Below are 13,707 nucleotides of genomic sequence, written 5' to 3'. Positions count from 1 at the left end.
CAAAACGCTGACAGGGCAGACTGTAGTCCCGTTTTTGAACGTGTTCAACAGACTGGGTGGCAGAGGGGCATGGGATCTGCGTCACGCCCTCCGTGCGAGCTCCGGCCGCTTGCTGTAGTCCGTGAACCCGATGACGTTCCCCCATGGATCGGCGACCTCGACGGTCCAGCCGGTGGCGGTCGAGAAGGGCGCGTCGAGCGGGGTGATGCCCCCGGCGGCCAGCTCCTTCGCGGCGCGACGCGCGTCCGGTACCTCCAGCCACGCGCGCGTGCAGGGCCAGGGAGGCGGTCGGTGCCCGAACCCCTCCTCCACTCGGAGCAGGATCCCGGGCGTCTCGCCGCCGACCTTGAGCAGTGCGATCCCGCCCTCGTCGAACCGGAACCCCACCGTGAACCCGGCGCGCTCGTAGAACCCGACGGCTTCGGCGAGGTTCCCGACAGGCAGAAGCAGGTTGTCGAAACCGAGCAGTTCGTACGACTCGTCATCTGACATGCCATCAGGTTAGGTGCGGGGGTGCCCCTCGCCGGGCGGGCTGTCCGCGGGGTCACTCATTGGGCCGAGGCGCCGCCCCTTCGACCGCTACGCTGAAACCTCGGCAGGGCTGCGGCGCAGGGGGCGTGGATGGTTCCGGGGGTGAAGGTCTTCTTCGCGGAGGTGCGCGAGACCTGTGCCGAGGTCGCGGCGCGGCTCGGTCTCGAGGGACCGGGCGAAGGAGAGCCCGGCCTGCCGATCGCCGTCGCGACCTACACCGGCTCCGACGTGCGGTACGAGGTGGTCCTGGGCCTGTGGGACGGCTACGTCGAGATCCACGCGTGCCGCGAGACGGAAGCCACCCTCTGCAAGGTGAGCGTCGAGAAGCTGGCCCTCGCCGCGGGCGCCGTCGACCGGCCCGGCGGTGTCTCGTTCAGCGCCCGCAGCCTCAGGCGGATGAAGAAGTCCCTGGCCGGCCAGCTGCGTTACGTCGAGCTCGTGCATCCCCTCGTGAGCGGCGACGCCGAGGCCGCGGTGGAGCTGATGCGCAGGGCGGACGCGCGGGAGTGGAGCAGGCCGGCCGTGAGATGACGCCGGCTCGGTGCCGGGGCAGGGCCCGTTGTCAGTGGTGCCTCGTACTGTCGGCTCCATGGGAATCGTGACGTTCGTCGACGAGACGACAAGCGGGAGCCGCAGCGACGGCTGGGGACTCGAGATCGCCGAGGAGCGGCTCGCCGTGCGGGAGTTGATCCGGCGTCGGGTGTTCCAGGAGGTCGCCGAGTACAACGCGCGTACACCGGGGGTGTTCCAGGGGCTGGTGCAGCCCGAGGACACCGAGCGGGTGCTGAACGGGTACGCGCTGCGGACGCCGCGGCGGATAGACCCCGAGACACAGACGGAACTCGCCCTCCAGGCCTTCGCGGGCAACGGCTTCCTCGTGCTGGTCGGGGACCGTCAGGTCACGGACCCGGACGAGGAGATCGAGCTGGAGCTCGGGACCGAGGTCACGTTCCTGAAGCTCGTACCGCTGGTGGGTGGCTGATGATCGCCTCTCCCGCCGAGTACGCCCGGCTGGTCCGCGAGGTTCTGGCGCTGATCGCCGCCGAGGACGTCGAACCCCTCGTACCCGAACTGCTCGCGCTCGGCGACATGCTCGACGACCACTGGGGCTGGGAGGGCCGCAAGGTCGTCGACGCGTTGCGGGCGGCGGACCACGGATTCCGGGCGCGGCTGGTGCACGCCCTGGCCGGCCGGTACCACGAGTTGCAGGACGGCTCGGTGGCCCGTCGCCGCATCGTGCACCTGCTCAACGCCCTCCGGAGCGAGGAAGTGATCGAGGGGCAGTCGCAGGACACCCGGGCCGCACTGATCAGCCTGGCGTCCGAGCAGGAGGTGCAGTACGAACCGCAGCAGCTGATCCGGCTCGCCGAACTCGAACTCGCCGAGGGCCGCGAGCTGCCCGGCGACTTCGTCGCCCTGATCCGCCGCTCGCAGGTGATGCTGTGGAACGGGGCAAGTGTGCTGGGTCCGCTCGCCGCACGCCTCACCAGCCCCGTCGTGAACCCCGGTGAGGCATGGTCCGACCGGGCGCTCACGGACCTCGCCGGCCTCGGCGAGGACTGGCTCCGACTGGTCGCCCACGCCGCCACCGCCACCGCCGCCCGCCCGTCGGCAAAGTGGGAGCGGGAGGGGCGGGCGCTGATCGACGGCATCGGCCCCGATGACGTGCGCGCGCGCCTGCTGCCCTGGCTGGGCCTGGTGGGCAGGCCCCGCACCCGCCCACTGCTGGCCTCGCACTACAGCGCGAACCCCAACGACACGTTCGACCCCTACAACGCCAACGTCCTGCGCGGCCTGACCTGGCTGCTCTCCTTCCTTCCCGCGGACGCCGGGACCGCCCGCACCCTCGGCGCCCTCGTCGAAACGGCCCTGCGCAAGGTCCCCGGCGTCGGCCCCGTGAACCCCAAGGTCGCCAACGCCGGAGTCCTCGCCCTCGCCCGGCTGGACGGCGAGGCCGCCCTCGCCGAACTCGCCCGCCTCGCCACCCGCGTCACCTACAAGGGCACGCTCAAGCCGCTGAACACCGCCCTGGACGCGCGCGCCGAGGCGATGGGCCTCAGCCGCGAGGAGATAGAGGAACTGGCCGTACCGGCCTACGGGTTGACGGACGTCGGCCGTGCGGAGCACCGGTTCGGAGATGCCACCGCCGTGCTCGAGGTCCGCGGCTCCAAGGCCCTGCTGACCTGGCGCAACGCGGCCGGCAAGCCGGTCAAAACGGTGCCCGCGCCCATCCGGCGAGACCACGCCGACGAACTCAAGGAGCTCAAGGCGGCCGTCAAGGACATCGACAAGATGCTCTCGGCCCAGACCGAACGCCTGGACCGCCAGTTCCTGGCCCGCCGGGTCTGGCCGTACGCCACCTGGCGCGAGCGCTACCTCGACCACCCCCTGGTCGGCACCCTGGCCCGCCGCCTGCTCTGGACGGTCGACGGCCAGACGGCCGGATACGCCGAGGGCGAGCTGCGCACCCTCACCGACGACCCCGTCCGCGAGGGACACGAGGTCCGGCTCTGGCACCCCGTCGGCCACGAACCCGCCGGGATCGTCGCCTGGCGCGACTGGCTGGAGCGGCACGGGATCACCCAGCCGTTCAAGCAGGCCCACCGCGAGGTCTACCTGCTCACGGACGCCGAGCGCACGACAGGCACGTACTCGAACCGCTTCGCGGCCCACTTCCTCCGCCAGCACCAGTTCCACTCCCTGGCCGCGATCCGGGGCTGGCGCAACAAGCTCCGCCTGTGCGTCGACGACGAGGCACCGCCGGCCACCCGCGACCTCCCGCAATGGGGCCTGCGCGCCGAGTACTGGATCGAGGGCGACGGCCAGGACTACGGCGTCGACACCACCGAATCCGGCAGCTACCTCCGCCTGCGCACCGACCAGGTCCGCTTCTACCCGATCGACGCACCGCAGAACTCCGCGCACTGCTACCACGGTGAGTACCGCATGTGGCTCCGCGAGGGCGCGGCCCCGGTGGACCCGCTCACCCTCGAAGCCATCCCGCCCCTGGTCCTCTCCGAAGTCCTGCGCGACGTGGACCTGTTCGTCGGCGTCGCCAGCGTCGGCAACGACCCGACCTGGCAGGACGGCGGCCCCGACGGCCGCTTCCGCGAGTACTGGACGTCGTACGGCTTCGGCGAACTCAACCAGAGCGCCGAGACCCGCCGCCTCCTCCTGGACCGCCTGATACCGCGCCTCGCGATCGCCGACCGCTGCACCCTGGAGGGCCGCTTCCTGCACGTGAAGGGCGAACGCCACACGTACAAGATCCACCTCGGCTCGGGCAACATCCTGATGACCCCGGACGACCGGTACCTGTGCATCGTCCCGAAGTCCAACGGGGGCGCACCGCAGCCCGGCTACCTGCCGTACGAGGGGGACCGGATGCTGGCGGTGATCCTCAGCAAGGCGATGATGCTGGCCGACGACACGACGATCACGGATCCGACGATCCTCAGCCAGCTGTGATCCGCGCGCACAGCGGTCGAGGGCCGTCGGACCGGTCGTCCGACGGCCCTCGACCAACAGCGGCAAGCCCTTCGGCTCACGATGATCGTCAACTGGTCACAGGAGACGAACTACTACGCCGTCCGCAAGAAGTTCAAGTCACCGGAGCAGTACGACCGTTACGCCTACCCGGCCTCCATCGAGTACGGCATGCGCCCGGCCGCCCTGACCAAGCCGTCGGCGACCGTGGAGTTCGGGACCAAGCAGCGCTGCCTCAAGTCGGACACGGCATGCACCGCGGCCAACTTCGCCAAGACCGACGACCCGGGCGCCTACCGACCCTGGTGGGACACCCCCGGCAACCTCAACTGCAAGTCCACGTCCAAGCTCTGCCCGCCGTTCCCCTCCTTCTGGACGCAGCTGCGCCTGGACACGGTGACGACGAAGGCGGCCCGCGCCGGGCAGACCGGTCTCGGCCCCGTCGACAAGTACACGCTGCGCCAGTCCTTCCCGGAGGACTGGTACGACAGTGCGCCCGGCCTGTGGCTCAACTCGATCACCCGTACCGGCTACGCGCCGGGCGACGCCACCGGCACGCTCCAGTCCAAGGACGGCATCAGTTTCGCGCACTACACGGTCGGGGCCACCTCACCTCTGCGCACCCGCCTGAAGGACCGCCAACTGCCCAACCTCGTCCTGACCGGCAAGAGTGACCAGCGTCCCGGCTTCACCCGCCCCCGCATCGGCACCGTCTCCACCGAGTACGGCGGCGACATCGAGGTCGAGTACACCGGCGGCTGCGCCGCCGAGCCGTCCGAGGACAAGGGCAAGAGCAACGGCACCTGCTACCCGGTGCGCTGGTCGCCGGACGGCGACGAGAAGACCCCGGCGAAGTCGTGGTTCAACAAGTACGTCGTCGCTTCCGTCTCGGAGATCGACAAGGTCACGTCGCACGGCAGGCCCGTCGTCAGCCAGTACACATACTCGGGCCCGGCCTGGGCCAAGAGCGACGACGAGTTCAGCCGCCCCGCGCTGCGCACCTACAGCGACTGGCGCGGTTACCGTCAGGTCAAGGTCACCAAGGGCAGCAGGTCCACGTCCGAGGTGGGCGTCCCGCAGACCCAGTCGCAGTCCAGCACGCGCTACTTCCAGGGCACCGGCGGTGAGGTCAAGGACTCCACCGGCGCCTACACGCTGCTCTCGGACGACGCCCCGCAGTACGCCGGGATGACCGCCGAGTCCATCACGTACGTCGACTCCGACGGCGCGATCCTCAAGCGCACCCTGAACTACCCGTGGTCGAAGCAGACCGCCTCCCGCGCCCGGGAGAACGAGGACGCGACGACCGCGGACCCGCTCCTGGCCCACCGCCTCGGCGTCAAGAGGACGGACGATATCCAGCACGTCGGGACGAGCTGGCGCGCCGTCCGCACCCTCACCACGCCCGACGACACCTACGGCCTCCCGATCCAGGTGGAGACGGCGGTCGTGAAGCCGAGCGGCTCCTCTGAGGTGCTCTCCGACCAGACCTGCACCAAGACGTCGTACCTGCACAACACCACGGCATGGCTGGTCGGCCTGCCCAAGGAGCAGCGCACCACGGGCACTTCCTGCGCGGGCTACGACACGGCCGATCCGGCGACCAGGCTCAAGTCGTCGGCGCAGTACACCTACGACAACCTGGCCTACGGCGCGACCCCGGCCAAGGGCCAGGTCACCTCGGTGGCCGACAGCAACGGGGCGGGCACGGCACACTCCGTCGTCACCGGGACGACGTACGACGAACTCGGCCGCGTACGCACCATCACCAAGCCTGGTGCGGGCGTCACCGAGACGCAGTACACGCCTGCGGAGGGCGGCCCGGTCACGGCGACCAAGACGATCAACGCCCAGGATCGTGCCGTCCTGACCACCTACGACCCGGGGCGCGGCCTGCCGCTCACGGTCACCGACGCCAACAACCGGGTGGCACGCACCGAGTACGACGCCCTCGGCCGCCTGGTGAAGGGCTGGTCCCCGTCGCGCTCGTCGGGCGGCAAGTCGCCGAACGTGATCATCGACTACCAGCCGGCGATCGCCTCCGCCAGCGAGAACCGCCCGGCCGCGACAGTCGTCGACACGCTCAAGGACGACGGCTCCTACGTCCGTGACATCACCCTCTACGACGGCCTGACGCGCGAGGTCCAGAAGCAGACCGAGGCCCACGGCCCCGGCCGGATCATCGTGGACACCGACTACAACGACCACGGACTGGTCTTCAAGAAGACCGGCGGCTACCTCGCCAAGGGCGACCCGAGCACGGAACTCTTCGCGCCCAGGTCCACGTCGCTGATCCCCATCTCGACCCAGTACCGCTACGACGGCCTGGGGCGCGAGCACCGGGCGTCGGTGTACCACAGCGGGGCGTACAAGTACGAGACGTTCCACTGGTACGACGCGGTCAGCACGAAGGTGAACCCGCCGGGCTCGACGGCCCCGATGACGAGGACGTACTTCGACGCTCTCGGCCGGGTCACCTCCCTCAGGCACTTCACCCAGGATGCCTCCAGCACGACGGCGGGGCGCACCACCACCTACGAGTACGACGCCCGCGGCAACCGCAACAAGGTCACCGACCCGGCCGGCAACGTCTGGTCCTACACCTACGACGTCCGCGGTCGGCTGACGTCCTCCACGGACCCCGACACCGGCACCACGGACACCTGGTACGACACGGCCGACCGCCCCAACCGGATCAAGAACGCCCGCGCGCAGGAGATCTTCACCGAGTACGACGTCCTCGGCCGCGTCAGGTACGTCCGCCAGGGCTCCGCCACCGCGACTCCGGTCAAGGAGTACAAGTACGACGGTGCCGCCGGCGGCATCGGCCAGCCCTCGGAGTCCATCCGCCACACGGACACCGGCGACTACGTCAACCGCGTCACCGGCTACAACGCCGACTCCCAGATCACCGGCAGCGAGACGGTCATCCCGGCCAACGCGATGACGACGGGCCTCTCCGGCACGTACTCCTACGAGTACACCTACACGCCCACGGGCAAGCCGCAGTCGGTCACCCTGCCGGCGAAGGGCGGTCTGGCCCAGGAGAAGGTCGTCACCCGTTACAACGGCGACGGCTTGGCGGAGTCGACGTCGGGCCAGAGCTGGTACACGACCGACGCCACCTACTCGCCGTACGGCGAGGTACTGCGCACGGTCTCCGGCGCCCAGCCCTACCGCGTCTGGACAACCAACTTCGTCGACCCCCACACGGGCAGCCTCCAGCGCACGGTCGCGGACCGCGAGACGGCGGGCCCGCACCGCATCACGGACAGCTACTACTCCTACGACGCGACGGGCACGATCACCTCCAACGCCCGCCAGTTGGGCGACGACACGGGCGCCTGGGACACCCAGTGCTTCACGTACGACGTGATGGGCGAGCTGGCGCACGCCTGGACGTCGAAGGTCACCCCGACCGGCACCGGCACCGGTTGCAAGTCGGCGAACGGCACGACGTGGGGCCCCCGCGACACGTACGCGACCTCCTCGGGCCCGGTCACGGACGCCCCGGACGCGGCGGCGGACGCCCTGAGCCCCGACGCGTCTCTCACCTCCACGCTCGCCGCGGCGGCCCCGGACGCGAGCACGGTGGCGACCGGCGCGACGGCCTACCGCCAGTCGTACACGTTCGACTGGATCGGCAACCGCGCGTCGATGACCGAGCACGACCCGGCGGACGCGACGAAGAACGTCACCTACAAGTACGGCTACGGCAAGACCGTCACCGGCGACACCATCGCCCAGCCGCACACGATGACGTGGACCACCTCCACCCCGGACGGCAAGGGCAGCGCGTACACGTACGACGCGACGGGCAACACCACGGCCCGCGACCTCTCCAACACGACGCAGACCCTGGCCTGGTCGCCCGAGAACAAGCTCGACTCGATCACCGACGACGGCACGAAGACGACGTACGTCCACGACGCCGACGGCAACCGCCTCCTGGAGAACTCGGCGACGGGCTCGACCCTGTACCTGGGCGACGCGGAACTCACGACGGACACAGCGGGCACGATCACCCGAGCCTCACGCTCGTACGCCCAGGCCGGCGCACCGACGGTGGTCCGCACGACGAGCAACGGCGCGACGACGGGCCACAAGCTCAACGTGATGATCGCCGACCACCTGGGCACGGCGAACACGACGGTCGAACTGTCCGGCACCCAGCCGGTGACCCGCCGCGCGTTCAAGCCGTACGGCGAACTGCGCGGACCGAAGCCCGCGAACTGGCCGAACAAGCGCAGCTACTTGGGCGTGGGTATCGACGACGCGGCGACCGGCCTGACGCACATCGGAGCACGCGAGTACGACCAGAGCACAGGCCGCTTCCTCTCGGCGGACCCGATCATCGACATCGCGGACCCGCTGCAGATGAACGGGTACAGCTACGCGAACAACAGCCCGATCAGCACGAGCGATCCCGATGGTCTGAAACCAGTCACCGCCTGTGACAGTGGCTGCTCCGACGGCGAAAACACGTATCGGGACTGGATGTCGCCGAACAGCGACGGCACCTGGTCCTACCACTACGAGAACTCCAGTTACCTCTACGACTCGGCCGGCGACCTGCACAGCGTCGTCACGAGGGGCAGCGACCTGCCGCCCCTCGGCAAGAAGGTCGTGCACAAGCCTTACAACCTGACAGCTCAGGAGACTGTCTTCAAGACTCTCGCCACCACCTTCCTCTTCGACCCCACAGCCTGGCAGGACTGTTTCGCCGGCTCCGGAGCAGCAAGCTGCCTGATGGCGGGGACGGACCTTCCCTTCGCCAAAGCCATGAAGCTGGTCCCCGACTCGGTGCTTAAGAAGGGGATCGAAGCCGTCGAGGAATGGCTCGCGAGGCTAGGCAAGAAATGCAAGTGCTTCCTCGCCGGCACAGACGTCCTGATGGCCGACGGAGAGACCAAGGACATCGAGGACGTCAAGGTCGGAGACGAGGTCCTCGCCACCGACCCGGAGACCGGTGAGACCGGGCTTCGAAAGGTCACCCACCTCATCAGGACGGCGGGCGACAAGTACTTCAACGAGTTGTCCATCGCCACTGGGGAAGGCATAGAGAAGCTCACGGCGACGCACGAGCACCCATTCTGGTCTCCGTCGGAGCACGACTGGGTCCCGGCCGGAAAGCTCAAGCCGGGTATGACCCTGCGCACGGACGAGGGCGCCACGGTCATCGTCACCGGGAACCGGTCGTTCACTAAGCAGGCGCACACTTACAACCTCACCGTCGATGACCTGCACACGTACTATGTGCTGGCGGGGGAGACGCCGGTACTCGTTCACAACAGCGGAGCGGGCCCTGACCCCACCTCTTTCTCGAACTTGATCCCGGCAGATACGCCGGACTGGTTCAAGCCGATTGATCCTGGCACCGTTCTCTCTCGCTCGGGAAACTATGCATATGTGGTCACCGGAGATGGTGAGCTCATCATCGGGAAACGAACGGCTGGCCACGTGAGTCTCGCTCAGGGGAGGGACGTGCTGGCTGCCGGAGAGTTTAAGACCAAGGGTGGTCAAGTCGTGTACCTCGACAATAAATCTGGCCATTATCAGCCTTACGGTGCCCACGCTCAGAAGGCGGCAATGGATGCGTTCAACAGAAATGGACTCGGCTCTGATGGGAAGTACATCGAGGCATGGCGCCCTAGCTGCTGATCCGGTCGCAGAGTTCCTGCAGGCCGTCCAGGGGGTCCTAGCTACTGCAGAGGAGACATGCGGCGCCGAAGAGCTGGAGCCGGGCTTGGAGCGTGCGCTCGCAATTCTGCAGGAGAACCCTGAATTGAGAGCGCAATTCGAGAGTCGTGTGATTAATCTGATCGATTCACCTGAGGAAGGTGTCGTTGAAATTGTCTCGTTCCTGATGCACGTGCTGCGTTGGGAGGCTGTCCGAGAGGCGGTCGAAGAAAGGATCGGAAACCCCCGGGGGAACGTCAGTAATATTCGGCTTTACGAGGCCATGCTGGATGCCTTCTCTGATTCTTGGCGCGACCGTGATCTCTTTGCGAGATTCTCCGGGGCATAAGGCCGCAGCCCTGCAGCACACGAGCCGGTAGGTCGCGAGCGCAAAGATGGAGGAGCGGTTCGGGCACGGCCTCGGCGGATACCTGCCCTAAGCCTCGACTGGCGTTTGTGATGGGAACCTGGGGATCAGACCCGTTCGACAGTGACACCGCTGAGGACTTCCACGATGAGCTGGAAGAACAGCCTGCATCGCGCCGACTGGCGGTCGTCGAGAGCACGTTCCGTTCCGCCATCGAGGCGGGAGGCAGCTCAAATTCCTCTGTGCTTCCTGAGGAAGTAATGGCTCTTGCTGCTGTGGCGGCAGCCAATGTCCCAGCGGGGAGTTCTTTGGCTTGGAACGAGGAATACTTGCGCATTACTGAATGGCTGGCGAAACCAATTGCGCCCGCCCTCGCCTCGTCTGCGATTCAGGTGCTGGAAGTGGCGTTGCCTGCAGACGGCTGGTTCTGGAGGAGCTGGGTCGACGCTAGCGACAGGGAAGAGGCTCAGGCTGCGATTGGCAGTCTGAGGTATGCATTGCGTCCCGTCAGTGGCGGTGAGTCTCGGTAGTCCTCCTGCGAGGAGCCTCATCGATGGTAATTCGGTGGGGCTCCTCAGCGGTTTGACGGCAAAGCTGACAACAAGGTCAAAGGACGACGGCTGCGAGGGTGGGGTGTCAGGGCCGTCGTCGTCCTGACCGAGGGCGTGGCCCAAGGTGTCGATGGCTTGGCGTTGGAGGCGGAGTCGGACGTGGCCCAACAGCTCCTTGATCACGACGAGGTCAACGCCTTGTTCCTGGAGCAGGGCGACGGTCGGGTGGCGGAGGTCGTGGAAGCGGATGCGTCGGAGTCCGGCGCGGTTGAGGAAGTTGCAAATGCGGCCGGTGAGGTTGGCGGGGTGAAGGGGGCAATCGGGGTGGTGAAGACAGGGCCGCTGTCTTTCTCAGCTGACCCTGCGGTCTCGCGCTCCTTGTCCTGCCGTTCCTGGTGCTTCTTGAGGGAGGGAGTGCCCCACAAAGCCGTTTGACGTAAGAGCTACCTTTTTGCTGTCGTCGTGGCACTATCCTCGGGTCTCAAAGCTGCTATCAGGGCTCGAATTTGGCTCGCTCCGGTCGTGAGGATCGTTCCCGGTTCATCGCTTTCCTGGAGAAGAATCGTTCCGGTGGGGGCGGTGGCGAGACAGACGCAGGAGGACGCTTCCTCGCTGTATGTGGACTTCTGCCAGTTGAGCTCGGTCATGGCTCGGCCTTCAGGTGTCTTGGGCGATGCGGTGGATGAGGTTGCCTGAGGGTTCGGGGTTCAGGGTGGCCTGCTCCATACGGTCCAGGACGAGGCGGTACTTGGCCAACTGTGCGACGGAGTCGATGAGTTCGCTTCCGTGAGCCGCATCGAGCTGCGCCGTGTCGAGGGCAGGTACCGGACCGTATGCGTAGTCCAATCCATGGCCGACGGTGGGGAACGCGGTGCCGTCGAAGGGGATCACCCGGAGGGTGATGTTCGGTTGCTCGCCCATCTTGGCGAGGTGTTCCAGCTGGGCGCGGGCCACTTCACGGCCGCCGAACCGCATTCGTAGTGCGGCTTCGTGGATGATCGCCGTGTACTGCAGAGGCTGCTCGCGGTGAAGGACGGCCTGGCGCTTGATGCGATGGGAGATGCGGTACTCGATCTCGTGCGGGCGCAGGGCCGGGACCACTTGGCGGAAAAGGGTCCGGGCGTGTTCCGGGGTCTGGAGCAGGCCGGGGATGTTGATGACCTGGGCGACGCGTAGGCCCACCGCGTGGTGCTCCATTTCCGCGACGTCCAGGAAGCGGGGTGGGAGGGTCTCCCGGTACTCCTCCCACCAGCCGCGTTCTCGATGCCCGGTCATGGCGACGAGCGCATCGATGAGGGTGTCGTCGGTGCAGTCGTAGTTGTGGGCCAGTGTCCGGACGCGCTGTTCGCTGAGGCCGAAGCGGCCCGTCTCGATGTTGCTGATACGCGCCTGGTTGGCGCCGATCATCTCGCCGGCCTCGCGGGCGGTGAGCCCCGCGCTCTCGCGCAGCTTGCGCAACTCGGCTCCCAGGCGGATCTGGCGCGCCGTAGGGGTCTGCCTTGGCGGCATGTCCTTCCGTTCCCTTGTCTTGCGTCGTATGCGGTCACCCACACGAGTGGAACGTCGCATACATCCGCAGATTCTGTAGAAACCATTCTACGGATGCCTCTACGGTGAGACCTGAGCCGCTCAACCGACCTGGCCGATAAGCCGGAAGTGCACCACGCCACTCCTCAAGTGCACGGCACTGCCACCGCCCGGCCGAGCCATCGAGCCAACCAAGTCCCCCCACCGCAGGAGGCGTTCATGCTCACCGTATCCCCGTCGGAGTGCGAAGGGTCCCCAACATGGGCGTACGCCCTCCAACTGCCCCACGACGCCCGCGCGTCCCGTATTGCTCGCGTCACCCTGCGGGCCGTACTTGCTGGACACGGCATGACCCAACTCCAGGACTCGGCCGAACTGTTGGCATCGGAGCTGGTCACCAACGCCTACCGGTACTCGGACGGCCCGGCGGGCCTCCGCTTGCGTGGCCTTGGTGGCGACCGCCTGCGGGTGAGTGTCTGGGACACCAACCCGCACATCCCGCCGCCCTTCGACAACCGGTCCCGGCCCCTCTGCCCGGTCCCGGCGGAGGCTGACGGCGGGCGCGGGCTGTTCCTTGTGTGCCACTACGCGGAGGCCTGGGGCGGTTATCCGCTCGGTGACGACCTCTTCAGGCGGGGCGGGAAGCTGCTCTGGTGCGAGCTGGCAGTCAGGACCGTGGAGGGGGTGGCTGCGGCGTGAGCCGGGCCGAGCGCCGCCTCTGGCGCTGGACCGGCTACAACGCGCTGATCTACCTGGCCGCGATGCGCCCTGGCAGGCCGGCGCTATCGTGGGAGACGCGACACGCTCTGTAGTCAGTGGAGGACCGTGGTGACCATCATGACCGAGCGTCCGACGGCCATAGAGGCTCCCGAGCCCGGAGCCTTCGAGGACATGCTCCGCATCGTCGAGGAAATGGACACACCCGTCGGCTACAAGGCCGAGCTCATCCGGGGGAAGATCGTCGTGTCGCCGTGGTCGAAGCTGCGCTACAAGAAGGTGATGAAGTCGCTTCGGCTGCAGCTGGAGCCCCACGCCCCGGAGGGGCATGACGTGGATGTGGCGCCCTTTCTCTTCACGTTCCCCGGATCCGGGCGCGGGTTCGGCCCTGACCTGCACGTCGCCGACGAAACCGTCTTCGACGCCGACGGCCGTCACGCCGACGGTGCCGCTCTCTCCCTGGTCGCCGAGCTGACCTCCGACTCCACCAAGGACGTCGACTGGCTCGACAAACTGGACACATACGGGCGCGTTGTTCCCGTGTATCTGCTGCTGGACATGAACGTCCAGGAGATCTCCGCCTTCTGGGACCCGTCCCCCAAGGGGTACCGCTCCCGCACCAACGTCCCCTTCGGGCGGCCCCTGCGTGTTCCCGCACCGTTCGACTTCGAGCTCGACACCTCGGAGTTCGTCGTCCTGTTTGGCGAGGGTGAATCCGAGGCTGGCAACGTCGATGAGGACATCCAGGGTCCGGCCTGACCCCGCCTCACGTCGGGCACACGCATGGGCCCCGCCCCGGCACGAAACCGGGAAACGGGGCCCTCACACACGTACGAAAGACGACGTCAG

11 protein-coding genes and 1 pseudogene are annotated in these 13,707 nt (G+C 67.5%); 8 read left to right on the top strand and 4 right to left on the bottom strand.

Features of this window, described 5'->3' with window-relative positions:
* Positions 1-81: 81 nt before the first annotated feature.
* A complete protein-coding gene (locus tag KUM49_RS03035) occupies positions 82-492 on the bottom strand; it encodes a VOC family protein (protein ID WP_217235082.1) in 411 nt (136 codons plus the stop codon).
* Positions 493-621: 129 nt separating this feature from the next.
* Between KUM49_RS03035 and KUM49_RS03030 the strand changes: the two genes are divergently transcribed.
* The 6 genes from KUM49_RS03030 (at position 622) to KUM49_RS03005 (ending at position 10,593) form a co-directional block, all read left to right on the top strand.
* Complete coding sequence (locus KUM49_RS03030) at positions 622-1,062, top strand: hypothetical protein (protein WP_217235081.1); 441 nt, start codon at positions 622-624, stop codon at positions 1,060-1,062.
* 58 nt (positions 1,063-1,120) lie between these two features.
* Positions 1,121-1,513 carry a hypothetical protein gene (locus tag KUM49_RS03025; RefSeq protein ID WP_217235080.1) on the top strand — a complete coding sequence of 131 codons (393 nt, stop codon included), beginning with the start codon at positions 1,121-1,123 and terminating at the stop codon, positions 1,511-1,513.
* Entirely contained in the window at positions 1,513-3,999 is a 2,487-nt protein-coding gene (locus KUM49_RS03020; protein WP_254400661.1) for a DUF4132 domain-containing protein, read from the top strand. Before KUM49_RS03025 ends, KUM49_RS03020 begins: the two co-directional genes overlap by 1 nt.
* A gap of 81 nt (positions 4,000-4,080) precedes the next feature.
* Complete coding sequence (locus tag KUM49_RS03015) at positions 4,081-9,678, top strand: polymorphic toxin-type HINT domain-containing protein (protein WP_217235079.1); 5,598 nt, start codon at positions 4,081-4,083, stop codon at positions 9,676-9,678.
* Positions 9,641-10,045, top strand: a complete 405-nt coding sequence (locus tag KUM49_RS03010; protein WP_217235078.1) for a hypothetical protein — start codon at positions 9,641-9,643, stop codon at positions 10,043-10,045. Before KUM49_RS03015 ends, KUM49_RS03010 begins: the two co-directional genes overlap by 38 nt.
* A gap of 110 nt (positions 10,046-10,155) precedes the next feature.
* Positions 10,156-10,593 (top strand): DUF4259 domain-containing protein, encoded by a 438-nt coding sequence (locus KUM49_RS03005; RefSeq protein WP_217235077.1) that lies wholly within the window; start codon positions 10,156-10,158, stop codon positions 10,591-10,593.
* A 231-nt stretch (positions 10,594-10,824) separates the two neighbouring features.
* Here KUM49_RS03005 and KUM49_RS50605 read toward each other — a convergent pair.
* From KUM49_RS50605 to KUM49_RS02990, 3 genes and pseudogenes are all read right to left on the bottom strand, one after another.
* Positions 10,825-10,899 (bottom strand): annotated as a pseudogene (locus tag KUM49_RS50605) (hypothetical protein); the annotation flags it as partial.
* Between the two features lie 158 nt (positions 10,900-11,057).
* The gene (locus KUM49_RS02995) at positions 11,058-11,261 is read right to left on the bottom strand and encodes a DUF397 domain-containing protein (RefSeq protein ID WP_217235075.1); all 204 of its coding nucleotides are present in this window, start codon (positions 11,259-11,261) and stop codon (positions 11,058-11,060) included.
* A gap of 10 nt (positions 11,262-11,271) precedes the next feature.
* The gene (locus tag KUM49_RS02990) at positions 11,272-12,123 is read right to left on the bottom strand and encodes a helix-turn-helix transcriptional regulator (RefSeq protein WP_217235074.1); all 852 of its coding nucleotides are present in this window, start codon (positions 12,121-12,123) and stop codon (positions 11,272-11,274) included.
* 237 nt (positions 12,124-12,360) lie between these two features.
* Here KUM49_RS02990 and KUM49_RS02985 point away from each other — a divergent pair, with 237 nt between their 5' ends.
* Both KUM49_RS02985 and KUM49_RS02980 read left to right on the top strand, forming a co-directional pair.
* Complete coding sequence (locus tag KUM49_RS02985) at positions 12,361-12,840, top strand: ATP-binding protein (protein WP_217235073.1); 480 nt, start codon at positions 12,361-12,363, stop codon at positions 12,838-12,840.
* Between the two features lie 138 nt (positions 12,841-12,978).
* Entirely contained in the window at positions 12,979-13,617 is a 639-nt protein-coding gene (locus KUM49_RS02980; RefSeq protein ID WP_217235072.1) for a Uma2 family endonuclease, read from the top strand.
* Positions 13,618-13,707 lie beyond the last annotated feature (90 nt).

It is taken from the genome of Streptomyces sp. AC555_RSS877, assembly GCF_019049245.1.
Classification (GTDB): domain Bacteria; phylum Actinomycetota; class Actinomycetes; order Streptomycetales; family Streptomycetaceae; genus Streptomyces.
Note: the sequence above shows the minus strand (reverse complement) of the source record. Positions and strands in the feature narration are given on the sequence as shown.